A 17,266-nucleotide genomic window follows, 5' to 3' on the forward strand; every position below is an offset into this window, starting at 1 on the left:
ACTACCGAACAGGGAGCAAGCAATGTTCAACCCAGCTAACGAAACCCACTTCAGCCTGACCGTTGAAGACTACGTCGGCGACCTGCAAGTGCTGTCGTTCACCGGCACCGAAGGCATCAGCCAGCCGTATCGCTTCGATCTGGAACTGGTCAGCGAAAACCCCGATCTGGACCTGGAAAAGCTCCTGCACAAACAGGCTTTTCTGGCACTCGATCCGCAGGGTAGTGGCATCCACGGCCAGATCTACCGCGTCGCCCAAGGCGATGCTGGCAAGCGCCTGACCCGCTACAAAATCTCCCTGGTGCCGCAACTGCAATACCTGCATCACCGCACCAACCAGCGCATCTACCAGCAGATGTCCGCGCCGAAAATCATCGCGCTGATCCTCGACGAGCATGGCATCAAGGGCAACGCTTACAACTTCCAGCTCAGCCAACCGTGCCCGGACCGCGACTACTGCGTGCAGTACGACGAAACCGACCTGCACTTCGTCCAACGCCTGTGCGAAGAAGAAGGCATTCACTACCACTTCCAGCACAGCGAAAAAGCCCATCTGTTGGTCTTCGGCGACGACCAGACCGTGTTTCCGAAACTCGGTCAGCCAACGGCGTATGTGCAAGGCAGCGGCATGGTCGCCGACGAGCCGGTGATCAAAGGCTTCAAGCTGCGCCTGGAAACCCGCACCGGCCGCGTCACCCGCCGCGACTACGACTTCGAAAAACCGCGCCTGCAACTCGAATCCGCTTACAAACCCGAGGCGCAAAGCGACGCGCCGGACCTCGAAGACTACGACTACCCCGGTCGCTTCCTCGACCGTGCGCGCGGCAAATTCCTCAGCCAGCGAGCCCTCGAACGCCACCGCGCCGACTACCGCCAGGCCGAAGGCAAAAGCGATCAGACCACCCTGGTCAGCGGCCACTTCCTGGAAATGTCCGACCACCCGCGCACCGAGTGGAACGACCTCTGGCTGCTCACCGAAATCGTCCACGAAGGCAAACAGCCGCAAGTCCTCGAAGAGTCAGTGACCAGCGACACCACCGACAAAAAGGACGACTTCCACCAGGGCTACCGCAACCGCTTCCTCGCCACCCCGTGGGACGTGTTCTACCGCCCAGCGCTGGAACACCCGAAACCTCGCGTGCTCGGCAGTCAGACTGCCATGGTCACCGGCCCCAAAGGCGAAGAGATCCACTGCGACCAGTACGGCCGCATCAAAGTGCAATTCCACTGGGACCGCGAAGGGTTGGCTGATGACAAAACTAGCTGCTGGATGCGCGTCTCTTCGAGTTGGGCCGGCGACCGTTATGGCGCCGTCGCCATCCCGCGCATCGGTATGGAAGTGCTGGTGACCTTCCTCGAAGGCGATCCCGATCAGCCGTTGGTGACCGGTTGCCTGTACCACAAGGAAAACCAGGTTCCCTACGACTTGCCGGCGAACAAAACCCGCACTGTCTTCAAAACCCTCAGCTCACCGGGGGGCGGTGGGTTTAATGAACTGCGGATTGAAGACAAGAAAGGTGCGGAACAGATCTTCATCCATGCCCAGCGGGATTGGGATGAAAACATTGAGCATGATCAGAAGATTCGTGTGGGGAATGAACGGCATGACACGGTGGAGAAGAACACCTACACCGAGCTGAAGGCGGAAGAGCATCGCACCACGATTGCGGATCGCAAGACTGAAGCGCGGATGGATGATCACCTGACGATTGGGCAGAACCAGCATGTGAAGTTGGGGACTGCGCAGCTGACTAGTGTTGGGAAAGAGATTCATCTGAAGGCTGGGGACAAGATTGTTATCGAGGCTGGGATGGAGCTCACCGTGAAGGCGGGTGGGAGTTTTATCAAGCTCGACGCCGGCGGCATCACAGTTGTTGGGCCGGTGGTGAAGATTAATGCCGGTGGGTCTGCGGGGAGTGGGACGGGGATCGGAATCAAGATTCCAGGTTTGCCAGGACTGGCTGATGCAGCCAAGGCCGGTGCGGTGTTAGAGGCGGCGAAAGCCAACCCGACCTGGCTCGAGTTGAATCTGCACTACAGCAACCTTGAGCCAGTCCCGGGAGCTTCGTACCGTGTTGAGTTCGCCGATGGTTCGAGCCGTGAAGGTGTTCTCGATGCCAAGGGCTTCGCTCGGCTGGAAGATGTGCCGCAAGGGCCGGCTGAAGTTTATTACGGCGAAGACCCAAGACCTTTCGACCGCGAATCGGTCAAGGTGGTGGAGAGCTCCGATGACAAGGTCAACGCAGACCTTCGCAAACTTGGGCTGGACCCGGGCCAAGTCGATTTACAAGCACTGATTGAGCAAGCCGCAGGGAGGCTGATATGAGCGACGATGTACAAACCGCTGATGCCGCAGGCGAGGCAGACCGCAAGGCCGCCTACCAAGAAGCGGCTGTCGAATTGGCCAAGGGCATTGCTCTGGGCGCCGTGCCGTTCCTCGGCCAGGCCATTGATGCCTACGATACGGTGGAGTCATCCATCGTGCTTTACAACGCCGAATCTGCAGATGGGAAGGAAGATGCCAAATTTGACCTGCTGATGGCTGTCATTGGCTGGATCCCAGGCCCGGGCGACGGCCTGAAGAAAAGCTTGCGCATAGTCAACCGCGACCCTCAGCGTTTCGCGCCTGTGCTGTTCGACCTTCTGCGCTTTGTGCTGCAAGAATGTGGCATCAATACCAGCCCCGAAGAACTGCTCGAACAAATTTTTGACGCCTCTAAGCTGCGTGCTGAACTGGACGACATTATCAGCGGAGTAAAAGGTTCTTCCACCTTCCAAAGCCTGCCCAACTGGACCCAGTCAACCGTTGTCACTGTGCTCGCTACTGCCCGCGACAATATGCCGGAGATGATCGGTATCGTTGAGCGACGTTTGCTCAAGTGGAAGGGAATGCAGCGCAATAGTTCGGCTATGTCTTCGGGCACCAGTAAGCCTGCGAAAGGTAAGAAGCCGGCGGGTAAAGATCCCGTCGTTGCGACGCAAGGGAAAAATGGAGCGAGCGGAACTCACTCTAATACGGGCGACAAGTCAAACCCCGGGAGAGTGACATATCATATTTCAAACGAAGGCTTGGGTGTAAGCGGAGAACATATTGCCGATTACATATGTGCAATGGAATTTAATTGGGGGAAGGATTGGGATGGCCACGATAAGGGATCTGACGGAAAATGGTTAGAAGGGAAACCAAGCGCAAGTAAGTTGGGTAAGCTCTCGAAAGGTGGGAGTCCGAAAAGTCACAATATCCTTTATAAGTTGTCGGACCCCGCTAACGGTACGGGCATTGACGCTGTGTGGAGAGCAGATCCCGCGACGAACAGAGGGAAAAAATTTGCCATTGTCGAGGCGAAAGCAAGCAAGAATGAGGATGCTCCGAAGTTTTTGAGAAAGCCCAATAACACTCGTCAGCCGAGCATTAATTCAAAGTTGGGTGTTTCCGGTGAACCTCAATTGAGCGATCTTTTAGAGCCTATTGAGGAGGTCAAAGGTGATAATGGTTCTACGGGAAAAGCTACCGGAAAAAATCGATCAAAGGTAGCTGGTAAACATTCCACTGATAATGCATCTGTGAAGGCCGCGAAACCCTCTAAGGGCCGAAAAAACGACTTAATGGTTCAGATGAGTAAAGAGTGGATATCAAAAAATCTGAGGGACGCTGTGGGAGTTACGATGACTAGAGAAATTCTTGATTCTTACTCAAGGCATCTGTTTTTTTCTCCGTTGTATCATCTTTCGGGAAGCCCGGAGGAGCATGCTGCAGCACTTATTAGTGGATCCCCTGAATCTAGCCATGCAAAGCATGCCGCATTTCACTATGGTGAGGATGAGGTAAAGAAAGCTGTGAATAATCGAAAAAGAGCTCTGGCGAAAAAACATGGTGCACTAGACTCTTTGCGGCTTGAGGCTTAAATAAAAATGAAGAGAAGACAGCCGTTTATCACTGAGGCTTATTATAAAAACCTTGTCGGGTTTTATGATTCTTCGGAATCGTATTGGAGTACGCACAATCTGGAAGAGGATTTTCCGGGTCAGGAGGCTTCTTTGAAAGCCTTTGAGGTTAAACAGGATTCTCTCGGCGCTTTGATAATCAAATATACAGCTGGTGAATCTATTTCAGAGCTGTATGAACCGCTTGAAAGAGTCGTGCGAAATTTCGAGGTGTATCAAAAGGCCTTGGCTGAGTATGAGGGTGTGCCGAATATATCGCCACTAGATCTTGAAGACTCTCCAGCCGATTTTGAGGAGTTTGTTCAGGTGGCCAGCGTGTGCATCCTGTTGCATCGAAATGATCTTTTGGCCAGATTTGTACATTTGACAGATGCGGCGGGTTTTAATAGTGAGGATACGCTGTACGAAGATTTGCTACGTAAAAACTTAGCAGGAAGGACTGATATAGATGAATGGTTTCATCCAGTATATACGAAGCTGATCAGATCGGTTTATGCCTCTAGCAAGGCTGAGGCATCTAAGCTTTTGAATGAATATTGCGGTCAGTGGTATGAATCTTTTGGTGAACTCCAGGCGAGCTGGCATGACTCGCATTTAAGTATTGATGGTGATGATGGTAGCTACTTTGGGTATTGGGCCTTTGAAGCAGGTGCAATTGCATTTCTTTATGGGATTGATGATAGCAAAATAGATCACATGGTTTATCCGAAGGACTTGGTTGAATATGCTAGAAATTATACCGGTTCGAGCATTTCACAAGTTGGTCGCGTTGACTCGGGGCAGCCATGTAGTAAACAAGGCTATTGGTTTACTCCTGCACAGGCGAACTCTCGGCAATACTTCAAACAGGGCGAAATTATGCCGAATGTAGATGATTCGCGATGGGGTGATACCATTTGGTACTGGTCAGGAGAATAGAATTTGTAGCGCTAGGGGACGGTTTTGTTTTTGCGGGGCAGGCATAAATAACCCCGTCCCCGTTGTATCCAACCTGGAAAACACTCAAAAGGGGAAAGGGGACTAAGAAAAGGAAAAGGGGCGGATTTATTTAATGGACTTCGCCGTTTTGTGGGGCTCTCATCAGTAAATAAATCCGCCCCTTTTTTACTGCCATTTTTTCTTGAGGTAAAGCGGTTGTTAATAAACGTAAAGCATCTTTGAGATGCTAAGCACGGCGCTTTGAAACCCTAGTTAATGAAGTGTAGTAACGATGAGTAAACGACAATAATTTTTGAGTGGCGAAAGGCTTTCAAATTTCTTTAACGTCAAAGATTCTGACCTTGAGTTCGCAAAGGAGAATCTGTTTGAAGCTGATTCGCCTGAGCAGGAAAAATCTCTCAGAGCTCGTTATTTTCAAGAGCTCGCCCTGGATGAAATATTGGTTCGTTACACAGCTGGGGACGCGATTGACAGTCTGGCTCCTCTACTGGAAAAGCTTGTCGAGCAATATCAAGATAGCCAAAAAGCCCTCGCTACCTATGAAAATTCACCCAATATCCCACCGCTGGATCTAGGTCTGCTTTACGAATATGAAGAATGTGTGCAGGTCATCAGCCTATGCATATTGCTTCATAGAATAGATTTACTGGCTCCCTTCGTTGCGATGTTTGATAACGCAGGTTATGCCGGTGACGATACACTTTATGAGGATTTGCTGAGTAAAGTCCTTCCGAATCGTCACGACGTGGATGAATGGAACCACGAGACCTATACTCCTCTGGTTCATGCTATTTATGAGGAAGATGGAGAAGAGGCTTCTGCACTGCTCGAAGAGTATTGCAACAACTGGTACCCCTCCTTTGAACAGGCACCGTGGCACGATACTCATTTGATGGGAGAGAAAGGGAGTTATGTAGGCTATTGGGCTGTTGAGGCAGGCGCTATAGCATATCTGTACGGCATTGATGACAGAGCAATCGAGCACATGGTCTACCCTAAGGACTTGGTTGACTATGCACGAAACTTTGTTACTACAGCGAAAGGGGGCGGATTTATTTATCGATAGTGGTTTGTTCGTTATCTATAAAAGAAAAGGAGACAGATTTATTTGTTGGATAGGATTAGCCATTATCTGTCGATAAATAAACTCGTCCCCTTTTCCACCCTTCCCGGTTAAAAGGTAAGTAGAGTACCGGTTTGTGCGTGGGCAGTGTTTGGTGCTTAGTAAGGTTAAGGATTATTCGCTCTAACCCTGGGAAATAGTTTCTCTAAATCAGAAATTGAAGAAATGAAAATGTTTAAAAGATCCGTAGTATTGCTGATTGCATTCCTGCCCGCTTCAACCTTAGCGCAGGACAATTGCAAGGTGATTACCTCGAGTGCGCAGGTTCATCAATGCGCGGAAATGACCCGCAAGACAGCCGATGTGTCGCTCAATCACAGCTACAAAAGGCTTCTGGCGAGGTTTGAGCTCCAGCAAAAACATGATCCCGATCAGGGCAGGGTATTCATGGCCATGGCAAAAGACGCCCAGCGCGCCTGGATCAAGTTGCGGGACAGTACTTGCCCTCTCGAAGCCACGAATACCGAGCCCGGTGTCGCGGCGCATACCATGACGATCAACAACTGCATCGCCAGAATGAGTGTGGAGCGTGCGGCTTATCTGGACGGGATCGCGCCGGATGGGGAGGGTGGCGTGATTGATCCCAATAAGATTTCCAAGGCCGGCGCCCAACGTTACGGCGATGTCGTGGTTCGCTATGTGACGACCTTTGGTAGCCCTTGCCTCAACGTCCAACTCCTGGCGCCTGACGGTGGTTGGCGAGTGATGTCAACCGCCGAGTTTTGCAGTTTTGATGATAAGTCGTTTTGGGATGGTTATTCCTATGCCGGGTTTGAAAACCATGCGTTTGCTGCTGACGGATTGCATGTGACACTCAGCCTTTCCGAGCTTCGTGGCAATGGCGAGGAGCGTCGCGAATGTGTGATTCCGATCCAGGGAGGCGACATCAAAAATATAAAATGCGCAGAACCTTAAAAACAATGAAATCGCTGTGATTTTTGAAAAGGCTATGTTTGACGCTGTTGCCAAGAAAGGGGACTTTAGGTCCCCTTTTTTTATTCGCGGTTCTGCTACACCTTCGCCCGATACTCCGTCGGATTCGGTGAATCAATGTGATCCAGCGCTCGTTCCACTAACAGATGTACGCCGTCCGCCATCCTGCTGAGTGCCAAGGCGACTGATCGACGTGAGCCTTCCACACCGTCGGCCAGGTCAGCGGCGATGGCGCTGATGGAGAGCAGGTCTTCTGAGGCGTTAGCCAGGAGGGTTTCGGTGTGGAGGTCGGGAGCGACGATGAAGAGGTAGTCTTTACGACGTTTAGGTTTTTTATCCGCAGGTGTGCCGAGGTGAAGATCGAGGGCGCGATCGGCGGCTGCGTGGAGTTTTTTTGAATCGAGGGATTCGTAGGGAGATGTGGCTTCGTTTTCGGGCGAGTTAGCTGTTGGATTGGTCATAGGTGTAAATCCTCGGAGTTAATAAATTCTCTCCCGGTTACGGACTTGCACATCCGTGTCACCGATTTGCGGCGACCACCAGAGACTATCGGTGATACCGAAGACTGCCTAGTTCACGGAAAGCCCGGCGTGTTGAAGGAAATGTCCGAGAGGATTGAGGGGATTAAGATCAAAAGATCGCAGCCTTCGGCAGTTCCTACAGGAGGGTTATTTCGTCAGTGGGAGGGCGGATTTATTTCGCGCCGGCATCGTCCATTAATCAATAAACCCGCCTCCTTTTCCTTTAGACTTGCCACCCTCAAGGAAGCGCTCAGGACACGGAATGTCAGTCCCCTCTAATACCCTTCGTTCTGCGCTGGTGGTTTGGCTGTACGCCGCCGCCCTGGTGCATCTGCTCGTCAGCCTCGTCCTGACCTGGGCTGGCCATTCGGGATTGCTCGACGGCTACCTACAAACCATCGAACAAGCCTTCTGGGCAACCGACGCCGTACCCATCGCCGCCCGTGCCCAACAAGTCTGGTGGCTCGCCTTATTCGGCGCCACGCTGCAAAGCTACTCCCTCTACATGCTCGCCCTCGTGCGCATCGGCCATCGACTGAGAAGTCCCATGGCGTGGGGCTGGTTGATCGCCGGCATCGTGCTGTGGGCGCCGCAAGACATGTGGATCTCCGCCCAGGCTCGCGTCTGGTCACACCTGTGGTTCGACAGCTTCGCACTGCTCACCTTACTGCCGCCGCTGTTCTGGCTCTACCGCCACGACCGTCGCGCAAACCCGTCAAACAACACACCGAGTGACGCCAACCATGCCTGATTTTTCTCTCCTGGATTGGGCGGTCGCGCTGCTGATTGCCCAGGCCATTCTTGGGGCGCTGGATACCCTCTATCACCACGAACTCACTGTCGCGTTGCCCTATCGGCACAGCGCACGGCTGGAGTTGTCGATCCATGCGCTGCGTTCGTGTTTCTACGGGATTCTGTTTTTGGGCATGGCGCATCTGGCGTTTCAGGGCACGTGGGCGATTGTGATTGCGTTGCTGTTCGCGCTGGAGATCGGCCTGACGCTGTGGGACTTCGTGGTCGAAGATCGCAGCCGCAAACTGCCGGCCATCGAACGCATCATGCACACCGTGTTGGCGGTGAACGGCGGGGCGTTTTTCGCGTTGTACGGCACGCAACTGGCGCAGTGGGCGAGCCTGCCGACGGGCCTGACCGCGATTGATTTCGGCTGGCGTGGCTGGTTGCTGACGCTGTTCGCTGTCGGCGTGACGGCCTCGGGTATTCGCGACGGGTTGGCGGCGTTGCGCATGCAGCGCGAAGGCAAACCGTCGAACCCGTTCGCGGGCGGCGCTTATAAGCGCGTGCTGGTGACCGGTGGCACCGGGTTTATCGGTGAAGTGCTGGTCAATCAGTTGCTCGACGCCGGCCACACGGTCAGTGTGCTGGCTCGCGATCCGTTGAAAGCGGCGTACCTGTTTGACGGTCGCGCCCGGTGCCTGCGTTCGTTGAGCAAACTGGGCTACAACGAAACCTTCGACGTGGTGATCAATCTGGCGGGTGCGCCGGTGGCGGGGCCGCGCTGGAATGCCAAGCGCCAGGCGCAACTGATCGCCAGTCGGATCAACACCACTGAAGCATTGATGAGCTGGCTGAAGAACGCGCGGCATAAACCGGCGCTGTGGGTTCAAGCCTCGGCCATCGGTTTTTACGGCGTGCGCGATGCCAGCGAAAGCCTTGATGAACGCGCCAGCAAGGGCGACGGGTTCATGGCTGAGTTGTGTGCCAAGTGGGAAGCCGCCGCGCAACCGGCCACTGAGTTGGGCGTGCGTCAGGTGGTGCTGCGTCTGGGTGTGGTGTTCGGCCCGGGCGGCGCGTTGTTGCCGTTGCTGATTCCGTTTCGCCTGGGGGTCGGCGGGCGGATGGGCGATGGCCAACAGATCATGAGTTGGGTGCACCGCGACGATGTGATTCAAGTGATCGCCCGTGCATTCGCCGACGACAATCTGAGCGGCACCTACAATCTGGTGGCGCCGGACGCGGTCAGTCAGGCGGTGTTCGCCGAGCGTGTCGGCAAGGCCTTGAAGCGCCCGGTGTGGTTCCACATCCCGGCCACGCCGGTACGCGCACTGGCCGGCGAAATGGCGCAGTTGTTCTTCGACGGTCAGCGCGTGGTGCCCAGCCGCCTGACTGAGGCGGGTTATACGTTCCGTTACCCGACCCTCGACGCTGCCCTGCGCGATCTGGCCTGAGGACCACCCATGAGCAAGCCCTTGATGTACCTGCTGGCCGGCAACGGTGGTGCCGCCGATTGGTGGGATGACGCATTGCCGCATTTTCAGTGCTATCAGGTGGTGCCGCTGGAACTGCCGGGCTTCGGCAGCAATCCACGGGCACCGTGCGAAGACCTCAGCGCTTACGCCCAGGCGTTGTTGACCGCGACCGTCAAAGGCAGCGCGATCATGGCGGTCGGGGTGAATGCGTTGCTGGTGTTGCATGCGCTGCAACGCCAGCCCGGCCACTTTTGCCGCAGTGTTTTGTTGGCGCCGGTCGGGGCGTTTCTGTGGCAACGACGGCTGCCGGCGTTGATGTCGCCGCTGCCCATTCGCAAGACCATTCACTGGCTGCTGTCGAACAAGCCCGCGCTGTTTGCGCACAAGTTTTCCAACCTGACCTGGACGCCCGCGCAGTACCAGCGCATGGGTGCCGGGTATGCACGTTGCCGCGCGTTTGTGCCGCACTGGGACCTGGTGCGCGCCGACACCGCGTTGCCGCTGTTGGAGTGGATCACCGACCCGGTCGAGTTGGTCTGGGGGGATCAGGACAACGTGCTGGGCATCGCGCAGGCTGCCGCTTGGTCGGCGATTCTGGCCCGTGCTGATCTGAGCATCTGCTTGAAAACCGGTTGGGGGCATTACCCGTGGATCGACTCGCCGGCCGAATTCGCCGGGTGGCTGGAGTCGGGCGAGCGCGGATTCGTTGCTCACACTAAGGGTGGGCGGTTGCGTCTGGCCGAGTTGGCCGGGCAAGCGGTGCCGCCAGCGCTGTCACTCAACGATTGCTACGATCCGCGTTTGTCGGCGTTTCTCGCCAGCCAACCGGGCGCCACGTGGGCGGTGCGTTCCTCCAGCTATGGTGAGGATCAGGCCGATGCGGCGAATGCCGGTTTGAGCACCACATTCCTGCGTGAACCAACGCACAACGTGCCGGCGCGTATTGCCGAGTTGAGCGCGGCGGGTGTTGAAGAAGTGGTGGTGCAGCGCTTCATCACACCGCAGCTGTCCGGGATCGCTTTCGTGCGGCACCTGTCGGTGGAACTGGAATGGGTGGAAGGGCATCTCGAGTCGCTGGCTGACGGTCAGGTGAGTCCCGAGCGCGCAATCATTTCCCGCCTTGGCGACTCCTGGAGCAGCGACACTTTCAAGCCTTCACACGGTTTGACCGCTGACCTGCTGTGGCGCTTTCTACAAGACGTTTTGCGGGTCTTTCACTACGTGCCTGGCGACGTTGAATGGGCCTGGGACGGTACGCAACTGTGGCTGTTGCAATACCGGCCGATCAGCGACTACGGCTGGCGTCGTCACCTGACGGCCGCCAACATCGCCGAAATCCTGCCGCCACAACCAAGCGTTTTCGTGGAGTACGCCCAGCGACGTGCGGCGGCGAGTATTCCGGCGATCATGGCGCGTTGGGATTCGCGGGTGTTGCAGGATAACGAGCCGTTCACCGCGGTGTTTGGCGGCGCGTCGTACATCAATAATGATCTGTTTCTCGCCCGATTGGCCGACTGGGGAATCTCTGCCAGCAGCTACGCTGGTGAAGTCGGCGGCGCGACCCCGCATCTGCGATGGCGACCGCTTCGTCTAATGCGATCGCTGCCACTGTTCCTTCGTATGCAGCGTATCGCGCGCGGGCATTTGCTGACGTTGGAAAAGCGTTTGCGCTGCTTCGACGAAGAACTGTCCGAGCTGATCGCCCAAGGCGCCGACGGCCAACAACTGGCCGACTGGTTCACCCGGTTCTATGTGTTCGTGGTGCAAGGCAACTTGTGTATCGCCACCTCGCTGGCGAGCAGTGGCGGCGACCTGCTGGGCCGGCCGCCGACGGCTTATGACGACCTTGAACACAGCCCGCATCGTCTGCCCTGGGAAACCGATCCAGCCACGCCACGCCCGGCCCCAACTGATCTGCCGTTACAGGCCTTCCCCCAATGGTCGGGGCTTATCCGTGTGGCCCATTCGACCGGTCTGCCGGGCCTACGCGGTTACTACCTGCAAGTGCGCGAGTGGTACCGCGACAACCTGATGCGGGTGTTCTTCCGCCTGCACCACGCCATGCCGATGGCTGATCGAGCGCATTGGTTTGCACCGCATCCAGACATTCGGGCCCGCGACGGCAGCTTCTGGCAGGACGGCCGCGAAGGCACCGAGCAAGCGACGGGTTTCATGATTTATCCGGGGCAGGTGCAAGGCATTCTGGGCGACGACATCTTGCTCGAAGACACACTCGACCCAGGCCGCCACGCGCATTACCAAAGCGCCCGAGCAGTGATCGCGCGAATGGGCGGGCGCTTGTCCCACGGCTCGACCTTGTTGCGTGAGTTGCGTAAACCTTCGGCGGTGCTGCCTCAAGTCGATGTGGCGTGGCTGGGGTGTGAGGTGTTGTATCGCGATGGTGAATTGACGTTGGTGAAGTAGCTTTTGATGAAAAGGAATTCTCTTGTGGCGGGTTTGAAACGTGGGTGTCTGGCGTTGTTGGCGCTAGTGATGTCGTCGGCTGCGTTCGCGATAGAGCCGGGTGCTGCGCAGTGCCCAAGCACCCAGTTTGCGGAGTTCATCACCGCGTTCACGACGAATGCGGACACTCAGCCAGCCTTTGTCGCTTCGCCGGTGATGGAGTTGTCGGTTGTCTCCACCGGGTCGAAACCCCGGGTGGTGCAACGGCAGGTGCCGACACTGGTGCCGCGATCATTGGCCGAACTGTCTGCGGACTACATCGCCAAATCCGGGCTGAGCCTGGAGGTTCAGTTGCCCAACTATGTATTCGTCCGCGACCGCAAAGGCGAGGTGCTGAAGGTCTTCACGTTCAAGTTCGGCGACTGCTGGAAACTGGTGCGGGTCGAAGACTGGTCACTGGAAAAGGTGCTGTCCGCGCAACAAGGGGAGCTGCGCGCTGCGCCGGGTGCTCGCGCCCTCAAGAGAGGCGCACTGTATGACGCGCTGACGAACGAGTCGGGTTATCCGGCCGATGTGCAATTGTATGTTTCGTCCCTGGACAGTTACCTGGACGGTGCCGCCCAGGGTAACGACCAGGCTGCCTATGCCGCCGCGTCAGTCAGCCTCTCGGGACAGGCGCCGCGCCTGGACAACAGCAAAATCCTCGAGCTTTTGAGCCAGGGTTCCCGAACGCTCGCGCAGGCCAGTCATGCGCTTGCCGGGTTTTATTGCGACGAAGGCGAGTATGGCGACCCTCGCCCTTGCGCCGACCCTGCAAAATCCCTGGCAGCGCTGAAAAGGTCTGCCGCGCAAGGTGCGCCCTATGCGCTCAGCAACCTTGGCAGTGCCTTTCAACGTGGCACGCTGGGCATTCAGGATTCGCAACGAGCACTGGCCTGTTACCTGGCGGCGGCCAACATGGGGCTGGAAGATTCGCGCACCACCGCAGAGCAATTGAGCGCTCAAGGCATACAGGTTGACCCGGCCAAGCCATGCCTGATGCCGGAACCTGCCGAGCACGCCCAGGCGTTGGCCTGCCCCTCGAAGGATTTCGAAGCGGTTTTCGCCGACTATCGGGAAAGCCCAGCCATTCAACAGGCATTCACCCGTGTCCCGATGAAGAAGCTGATTACGGTGGATGCCGAGCCTGAACCAAAGCAGGTCAGCACGTTGCTGGATCGCAGTGAACTGGTATTCCCGCTGATCCCCGAGGCGAAGACGCGCGAGACCCAAGGGCTGACGCTACAGATCACGGACAAGAGCGACACGTCGGCGACGGTGAAACTGCAAAAGCCGGATACGGGTTATCAAGTCCTGTACCGGTTCAGTTTTGATGGGTGTTGGGGACTGGATGAAGTGCAGGATTTCTCGATTTGAATGGCGGGTTATTTCAAGGGATTTGAAGTGAAAAGATTGCTGCTGTTGGTGATTGGCGTGCTGCCGTTGACGGCTCACTGCGAGGTTGTGTCGGAGAATCTGTGTTTTGAAATGGGTGACGGGAGCCCGGTGAAATTCGAGCTTCGAACCTACTACGACACTACGAACAAGTTGGAGGGTGGCTTTGTTAAATACGCGTCATCCGGTGTGCCGATTCCTCTGGTTTTAACCGACAGCCAATCTGAAGAAGTGAGCCCGGATAGGCCATGGGAGCTCACAAGAATATGGACTGAAGTGCTTGAGGGAAAGGTGACGGGTACATACGAAATGGTGAGCCAGGGTGGGATGATCGTTTCGATGAGCTACACGAATAAGTCGAGTGGCAAGGAATACGGGTTTTTTTATACAGCCACCGAAGTCTCTTTGGAGAAAGGCTGCCAATGGGAATAATCGGTTTGCTCAGGAGTTACAACATGAAAGGACTGTCGATTTTATTGGGCTGCATCCTGGCCGGTTCAGCCTCATTATCTTTCGCCGCCGATCCATCCTTCACGGACTTCGCCGTCACCGAAGTGTTTGCTGGTTCAAACCATGCCCTGGCGCCCCAGGAAAACAGCAACCAATGGATGGATGAAGCGCGAGCACAAGCCCTCGCCGGCAAGGTCAATTTCGCCGGGCACTACGTTCTGCACAGGGTGGGCTGTGGTGGCAGCACGATGTGTGTCGAGGTGCTGGACGCGCAGACGGGCGAGGTCGCGACGGGTCTGCCCAATGCCTACTACGGCAACTTGCTGACGCTGTCTTACCAGCCCGACAGCAACTTGATCATCGTCTCCGGCATCACCGCCAATACCGAAGAAGACATGAAGGGTAAACGGCTGAAGAACCGCGACCGAACTCGCTATTACGAGTTTGTGAACAACGAATTCCGGCTGTTGAAAATCACCGATTCATAAGCGATTTGGCAAAGGGAGTTGTCTTTGAAAAAGTTAGTGATGCTGATGTTGTTGGCCTTCCCCGCATTCGCTCACAGTGAAGTGGAAACGGAAATTTCCTGTTTTCGATCCCAGGAAGGCAAGGACATAAAGTTGGAGTTCAGGATCTACAGTGATCAGGTCGCCAAGTGGAGCGGGGCGGGGGTCAAGTATGGGACGTCCAAAGAGTCGATCCCGCTGGTATTCAAAAGTACCGAGCAAGAAGTAATGTCCGACGGCCGACCTTTTCAATCCACCACTACCACCACGTGGGTCGAGGTCGTTGGCGGCGCAGTGACGGGCGAATATGTCATGGTCCGTCAAGGGGCGCTGATTTACGGCATGGCGTACACCAATGCCAAAAGCAAGAAACACTATGGGTTTGAGCATCACCCGCAGATTGAGTCTTCTACCGAGAAGGGGTGTCAGTGGTGAAGCTGTATACCTTGAAGATTTCAATGTTCCTGATGGCGCTATTGAGTTTTGGCGCTGGCGCCGCTGAGTTTGTTTTTCCACACGCAACGATCTGTGAGCCTTACGGCAAGACGCCCGGCAGTTGTGCCGTTGCCTTGAATGCAGACGGCTATATTTTAGATGCCAGCTCAGGAAAGCGACTGTTCGACGACGCGGAATATACCGGCGCGATGTTTACCAACGCGCTGTACCGATCCGGAAGGCAGTACATCCTGGACAGTGAGAATTACTCTTCGGCTAAATCGCGCCGTTGGGTGGTTTTCAGCTATGACGGTAAAGAGATCGTCCTGAACCATATCTATATTTTTTCCTTGGATATCTCTACACAGATTGGCCCGTACTGGCATGGCTATGACTGCCGTCCGGCCAATGCGAAGTTGGTTGCTGGCGCGGGGCAGGGGCTTCTGGATTCCGCCATCAACACCCTTTGCAAGGACGTTGAAGCCAGCGTGGTAACGGTTGCGGATCAACCCCCTGCATCTTCGTCCACCGGTTCGTTGGCGGTCAGTGTCCCGGTGTACAGCGACGGGCAACGCAATGGCGCGGCAACTTATGTGTTCGAGGGGACTGACGAGCCCGAGTTTCTGAAGATGGCGTGTGAGTCCGGCTGCGCGCTTCCCTTGAAAGAAACAGTTTCGCTGAGTACGGGAGAGGTCGCGCAGCCGAGTTCCAGCGCCCATCAGCCAACGGTGATCAAACAGCAACAGGCCAGTTTATTGGGTGATGCATCCCGTCAAAACGTGTCTGTGCTGTCCGGTGATGCTGGGGCAGACTTCCGCCGCCTGCAGATCACACCTGAACACGGCACCGGTGACGACATCCTGCTGGATACCTCCAAGGCATTGCCGTTGATCAAGAGCCAATACTCGTCGGCCATGAGCGATATCTTCAGCGTCAACATAATCAACAACCCGGCTGGCGTGCTGAAGGTCATCGATATGCAAGGCGAGTCCGTGTCGGTCAAGCAGTCTTCTGCCGAAGCCGGAAACGCCCTTGTGCTGGTCAGCAGCGAAGAAGATAACGCCGTTTATAACTTCAACCTGGTGTTTCGCTACAACAAAAGCTCCAGGCAGTTTGAGCTGAAAAATGTATTACAGGTCGTCAACAACGAGTTCTGTGATCACTCGGTTGTCAGTGTCGAAGAAGTACCCAAAAGCCTGATCGGTGAAATGTCTTTGGCGTTTTTCGATGGACGCAAAGTGTTTGAGCAGTTGTCTGACTTGCGCATTAAAGCTGCCAGCGATTACAAAAAATTAATGATGACTGACGTCGTGGAACAGCTCGACAAGGCGTTGGCGCTGTATCGAAAAGGGCAGACCGAGGCCGTTTCGACGGTGATGGCGAATTTCCTGATGGATGGAGGCAGCGGTCACTGTTATCCGGACAGCTACATCGCGCAAAAGTATGACTTCGCCCAATCGCCGGGCTGGTCCAACGACCTGGGGTTTCTATTCGGTGAAACCGGCTATTACGCAGAGTCCACTGAGCTGTTGAACGCGGTAATTGCCAGAAACCCCACCCGAACCGTGGCCTATCTGAACCTCGCAGACAGTTACTGGGGCCTGAACAATAAAGCGCCGGCGGCGCAGGCTTACAAGCGGTACGCCTCGTTGATGACCGACGCGGGCAAGGTATCGAAGATTCCCGCGCGAGTGGCTGAGCGTAGCAATGGAGTGGTGGAGTGAACGAACGCAAGAAGCTGTTTTTGATTTTCGCGGGCGTGGTCCTGGCTGCGGCCATGGCCCCGGTTTTCGCCCAGCCCAACTGCAATCTCGACAGTTTGGAAACGCCTGATTTGCTGATGTGCAGCCAGCAGACTTTCGATTCACTCGACGTGGCATTGAATGCTCAATACAAAAAAGCGCTGGCCAGCTTGTCCCCGGACGACAAGCAATTGTTGGTGGATGTTCAGCGCAGTTGGGTGAGGTTCAAGGAGGGATACTGCGAAACGCTCTATCAAAAAGCCGGGGACGGTGAGGAGGCGGCACTCAAAAAGTGGTCCTGCCTGCTGCACACCACCAATGGCCGGCTGAGCGAATTGATGTATTTGCAGACGGGGATGACCAACGATGGTTTCTACAACGCGATGCAGGCGATGGTGGGCAAAGACAACGCCATGACGCTGGAGGCAGCGGCGGAACGGTTGGGAGGCGAGGCGTTGGTTGACCCGATTTGGCAGCATTACGTGGATGGCCACTGTGAAATGGCCCTCGGTCTGTTTCGAGAAGATCTGGAGTTCTGTGGGCAGCGCATGCGTTTTCAGTTGCCCATCAATCGTTGAACGTGGGCTAAATAGGCGTTGCTTCGTCAGTTGAAAAGCGTGACTTGGTA

Annotated in this window: 15 protein-coding genes; 14 read left to right on the forward strand and 1 reads right to left on the reverse strand. The window is 55.6% G+C overall.

Going from position 1 to position 17,266, the window contains the following annotated elements; genetic code table 11:
• Positions 1 to 22 precede the first annotated feature (22 nt).
• The 5 genes from tssI to ACIQU2_RS17545 all read left to right on the forward strand — a co-directional run bounded on the left by tssI (position 23) and on the right by ACIQU2_RS17545 (position 6,922).
• Complete coding sequence (gene tssI / locus ACIQU2_RS17525) at positions 23 to 2,326, forward strand: type VI secretion system tip protein TssI/VgrG (protein ID WP_403142863.1); 2,304 nt, start codon at positions 23 to 25, stop codon at positions 2,324 to 2,326.
• Complete coding sequence (locus ACIQU2_RS17530; protein WP_403142866.1) at positions 2,323 to 3,906, forward strand: hypothetical protein; 1,584 nt, start codon at positions 2,323 to 2,325, stop codon at positions 3,904 to 3,906. Before tssI ends, ACIQU2_RS17530 begins: the two co-directional genes overlap by 4 nt.
• A gap of 6 nt (positions 3,907 to 3,912) precedes the next feature.
• The gene (locus ACIQU2_RS17535) at positions 3,913 to 4,863 is read left to right on the forward strand and encodes a PoNe immunity protein domain-containing protein (RefSeq protein WP_403142869.1); all 951 of its coding nucleotides are present in this window, start codon (positions 3,913 to 3,915) and stop codon (positions 4,861 to 4,863) included.
• A 313-nt stretch (positions 4,864 to 5,176) separates the two neighbouring features.
• Entirely contained in the window at positions 5,177 to 5,950 is a 774-nt protein-coding gene (locus ACIQU2_RS17540) for a PoNe immunity protein domain-containing protein (protein ID WP_403142872.1), read from the forward strand.
• Between the two features lie 222 nt (positions 5,951 to 6,172).
• Complete coding sequence (locus tag ACIQU2_RS17545; protein WP_403142875.1) at positions 6,173 to 6,922, forward strand: lysozyme inhibitor LprI family protein; 750 nt, start codon at positions 6,173 to 6,175, stop codon at positions 6,920 to 6,922.
• Between the two features lie 95 nt (positions 6,923 to 7,017).
• Here the strand turns inward: ACIQU2_RS17545 and ACIQU2_RS17550 are convergent, their stop codons facing one another.
• Positions 7,018 to 7,401 (reverse strand): DUF6124 family protein, encoded by a 384-nt coding sequence (locus tag ACIQU2_RS17550; RefSeq protein ID WP_403142878.1) that lies wholly within the window; start codon positions 7,399 to 7,401, stop codon positions 7,018 to 7,020.
• Positions 7,402 to 7,723: 322 nt separating this feature from the next.
• Here ACIQU2_RS17550 and ACIQU2_RS17555 point away from each other — a divergent pair, with 322 nt between their 5' ends.
• From ACIQU2_RS17555 to ACIQU2_RS17595, 9 genes are read left to right on the forward strand one after another with little or no spacing between them, the layout of a single operon-like run.
• Positions 7,724 to 8,212: a cell division protein gene (locus ACIQU2_RS17555; RefSeq protein WP_403142880.1), complete on the forward strand. Its 489-nt coding sequence runs from the start codon at positions 7,724 to 7,726 to the stop codon at positions 8,210 to 8,212.
• Positions 8,205 to 9,647 (forward strand): TIGR01777 family oxidoreductase, encoded by a 1,443-nt coding sequence (locus ACIQU2_RS17560; protein ID WP_403142883.1) that lies wholly within the window; start codon positions 8,205 to 8,207, stop codon positions 9,645 to 9,647. Before ACIQU2_RS17555 ends, ACIQU2_RS17560 begins: the two co-directional genes overlap by 8 nt.
• 9 nt (positions 9,648 to 9,656) lie before the next feature.
• A complete protein-coding gene (locus tag ACIQU2_RS17565) occupies positions 9,657 to 12,092 on the forward strand; it encodes an alpha/beta hydrolase (protein ID WP_403142886.1) in 2,436 nt (811 codons plus the stop codon).
• Positions 12,093 to 12,116: 24 nt separating this feature from the next.
• A complete protein-coding gene (locus ACIQU2_RS17570) occupies positions 12,117 to 13,487 on the forward strand; it encodes a hypothetical protein (RefSeq protein WP_403142888.1) in 1,371 nt (456 codons plus the stop codon).
• Positions 13,488 to 13,937, forward strand: coding sequence for a hypothetical protein (locus ACIQU2_RS17575; protein ID WP_403142891.1), 450 nt, complete (start codon positions 13,488 to 13,490; stop codon positions 13,935 to 13,937). It begins immediately after the preceding gene.
• Positions 13,938 to 13,960: 23 nt separating this feature from the next.
• Positions 13,961 to 14,443 (forward strand): hypothetical protein, encoded by a 483-nt coding sequence (locus tag ACIQU2_RS17580; protein WP_403142894.1) that lies wholly within the window; start codon positions 13,961 to 13,963, stop codon positions 14,441 to 14,443.
• Between the two features lie 24 nt (positions 14,444 to 14,467).
• A complete protein-coding gene (locus tag ACIQU2_RS17585; protein ID WP_403142897.1) occupies positions 14,468 to 14,896 on the forward strand; it encodes a hypothetical protein in 429 nt (142 codons plus the stop codon).
• The gene (locus tag ACIQU2_RS17590) at positions 14,893 to 16,620 is read left to right on the forward strand and encodes a tetratricopeptide repeat protein (protein ID WP_403142899.1); all 1,728 of its coding nucleotides are present in this window, start codon (positions 14,893 to 14,895) and stop codon (positions 16,618 to 16,620) included. The genes ACIQU2_RS17585 and ACIQU2_RS17590 overlap by 4 nt, the downstream gene beginning before the upstream one ends.
• The gene (locus ACIQU2_RS17595; RefSeq protein ID WP_403142901.1) at positions 16,617 to 17,216 is read left to right on the forward strand and encodes a lysozyme inhibitor LprI family protein; all 600 of its coding nucleotides are present in this window, start codon (positions 16,617 to 16,619) and stop codon (positions 17,214 to 17,216) included. The genes ACIQU2_RS17590 and ACIQU2_RS17595 overlap by 4 nt, the downstream gene beginning before the upstream one ends.
• Positions 17,217 to 17,266: the final 50 nt, after the last annotated feature.

The sequence above is a fragment of the Pseudomonas sp. NPDC098740 genome, assembly GCF_044760065.1.
Taxonomy (GTDB): Bacteria; Pseudomonadota; Gammaproteobacteria; order Pseudomonadales; family Pseudomonadaceae; genus Aquipseudomonas; species Aquipseudomonas rossensis.

Bases quoted from the DNA above. Each gene is read 5' to 3' on its own strand.
- tssI (WP_403142863.1), top strand. From the start codon at position 23: ATGTTCAACCCAGCTAACGAAACCCACTTCAGCCTGACCGTTGAAGAC.
- ACIQU2_RS17530 (WP_403142866.1), top strand. From the start codon at position 2,323: ATGAGCGACGATGTACAAACCGCTGATGCCGCAGGCGAGGCAGACCGC.
- ACIQU2_RS17535 (WP_403142869.1), top strand. From the start codon at position 3,913: ATGAAGAGAAGACAGCCGTTTATCACTGAGGCTTATTATAAAAACCTT.
- ACIQU2_RS17545 (WP_403142875.1), top strand. From the start codon at position 6,173: ATGAAAATGTTTAAAAGATCCGTAGTATTGCTGATTGCATTCCTGCCC.
- ACIQU2_RS17550 (WP_403142878.1), bottom strand. From the start codon at position 7,401: ATGACCAATCCAACAGCTAACTCGCCCGAAAACGAAGCCACATCTCCC.
- ACIQU2_RS17555 (WP_403142880.1), top strand. From the start codon at position 7,724: ATGTCAGTCCCCTCTAATACCCTTCGTTCTGCGCTGGTGGTTTGGCTG.
- ACIQU2_RS17560 (WP_403142883.1), top strand. From the start codon at position 8,205: ATGCCTGATTTTTCTCTCCTGGATTGGGCGGTCGCGCTGCTGATTGCC.
- ACIQU2_RS17565 (WP_403142886.1), top strand. From the start codon at position 9,657: ATGAGCAAGCCCTTGATGTACCTGCTGGCCGGCAACGGTGGTGCCGCC.
- ACIQU2_RS17575 (WP_403142891.1), top strand. From the start codon at position 13,488: ATGGCGGGTTATTTCAAGGGATTTGAAGTGAAAAGATTGCTGCTGTTG.
- ACIQU2_RS17580 (WP_403142894.1), top strand. From the start codon at position 13,961: ATGAAAGGACTGTCGATTTTATTGGGCTGCATCCTGGCCGGTTCAGCC.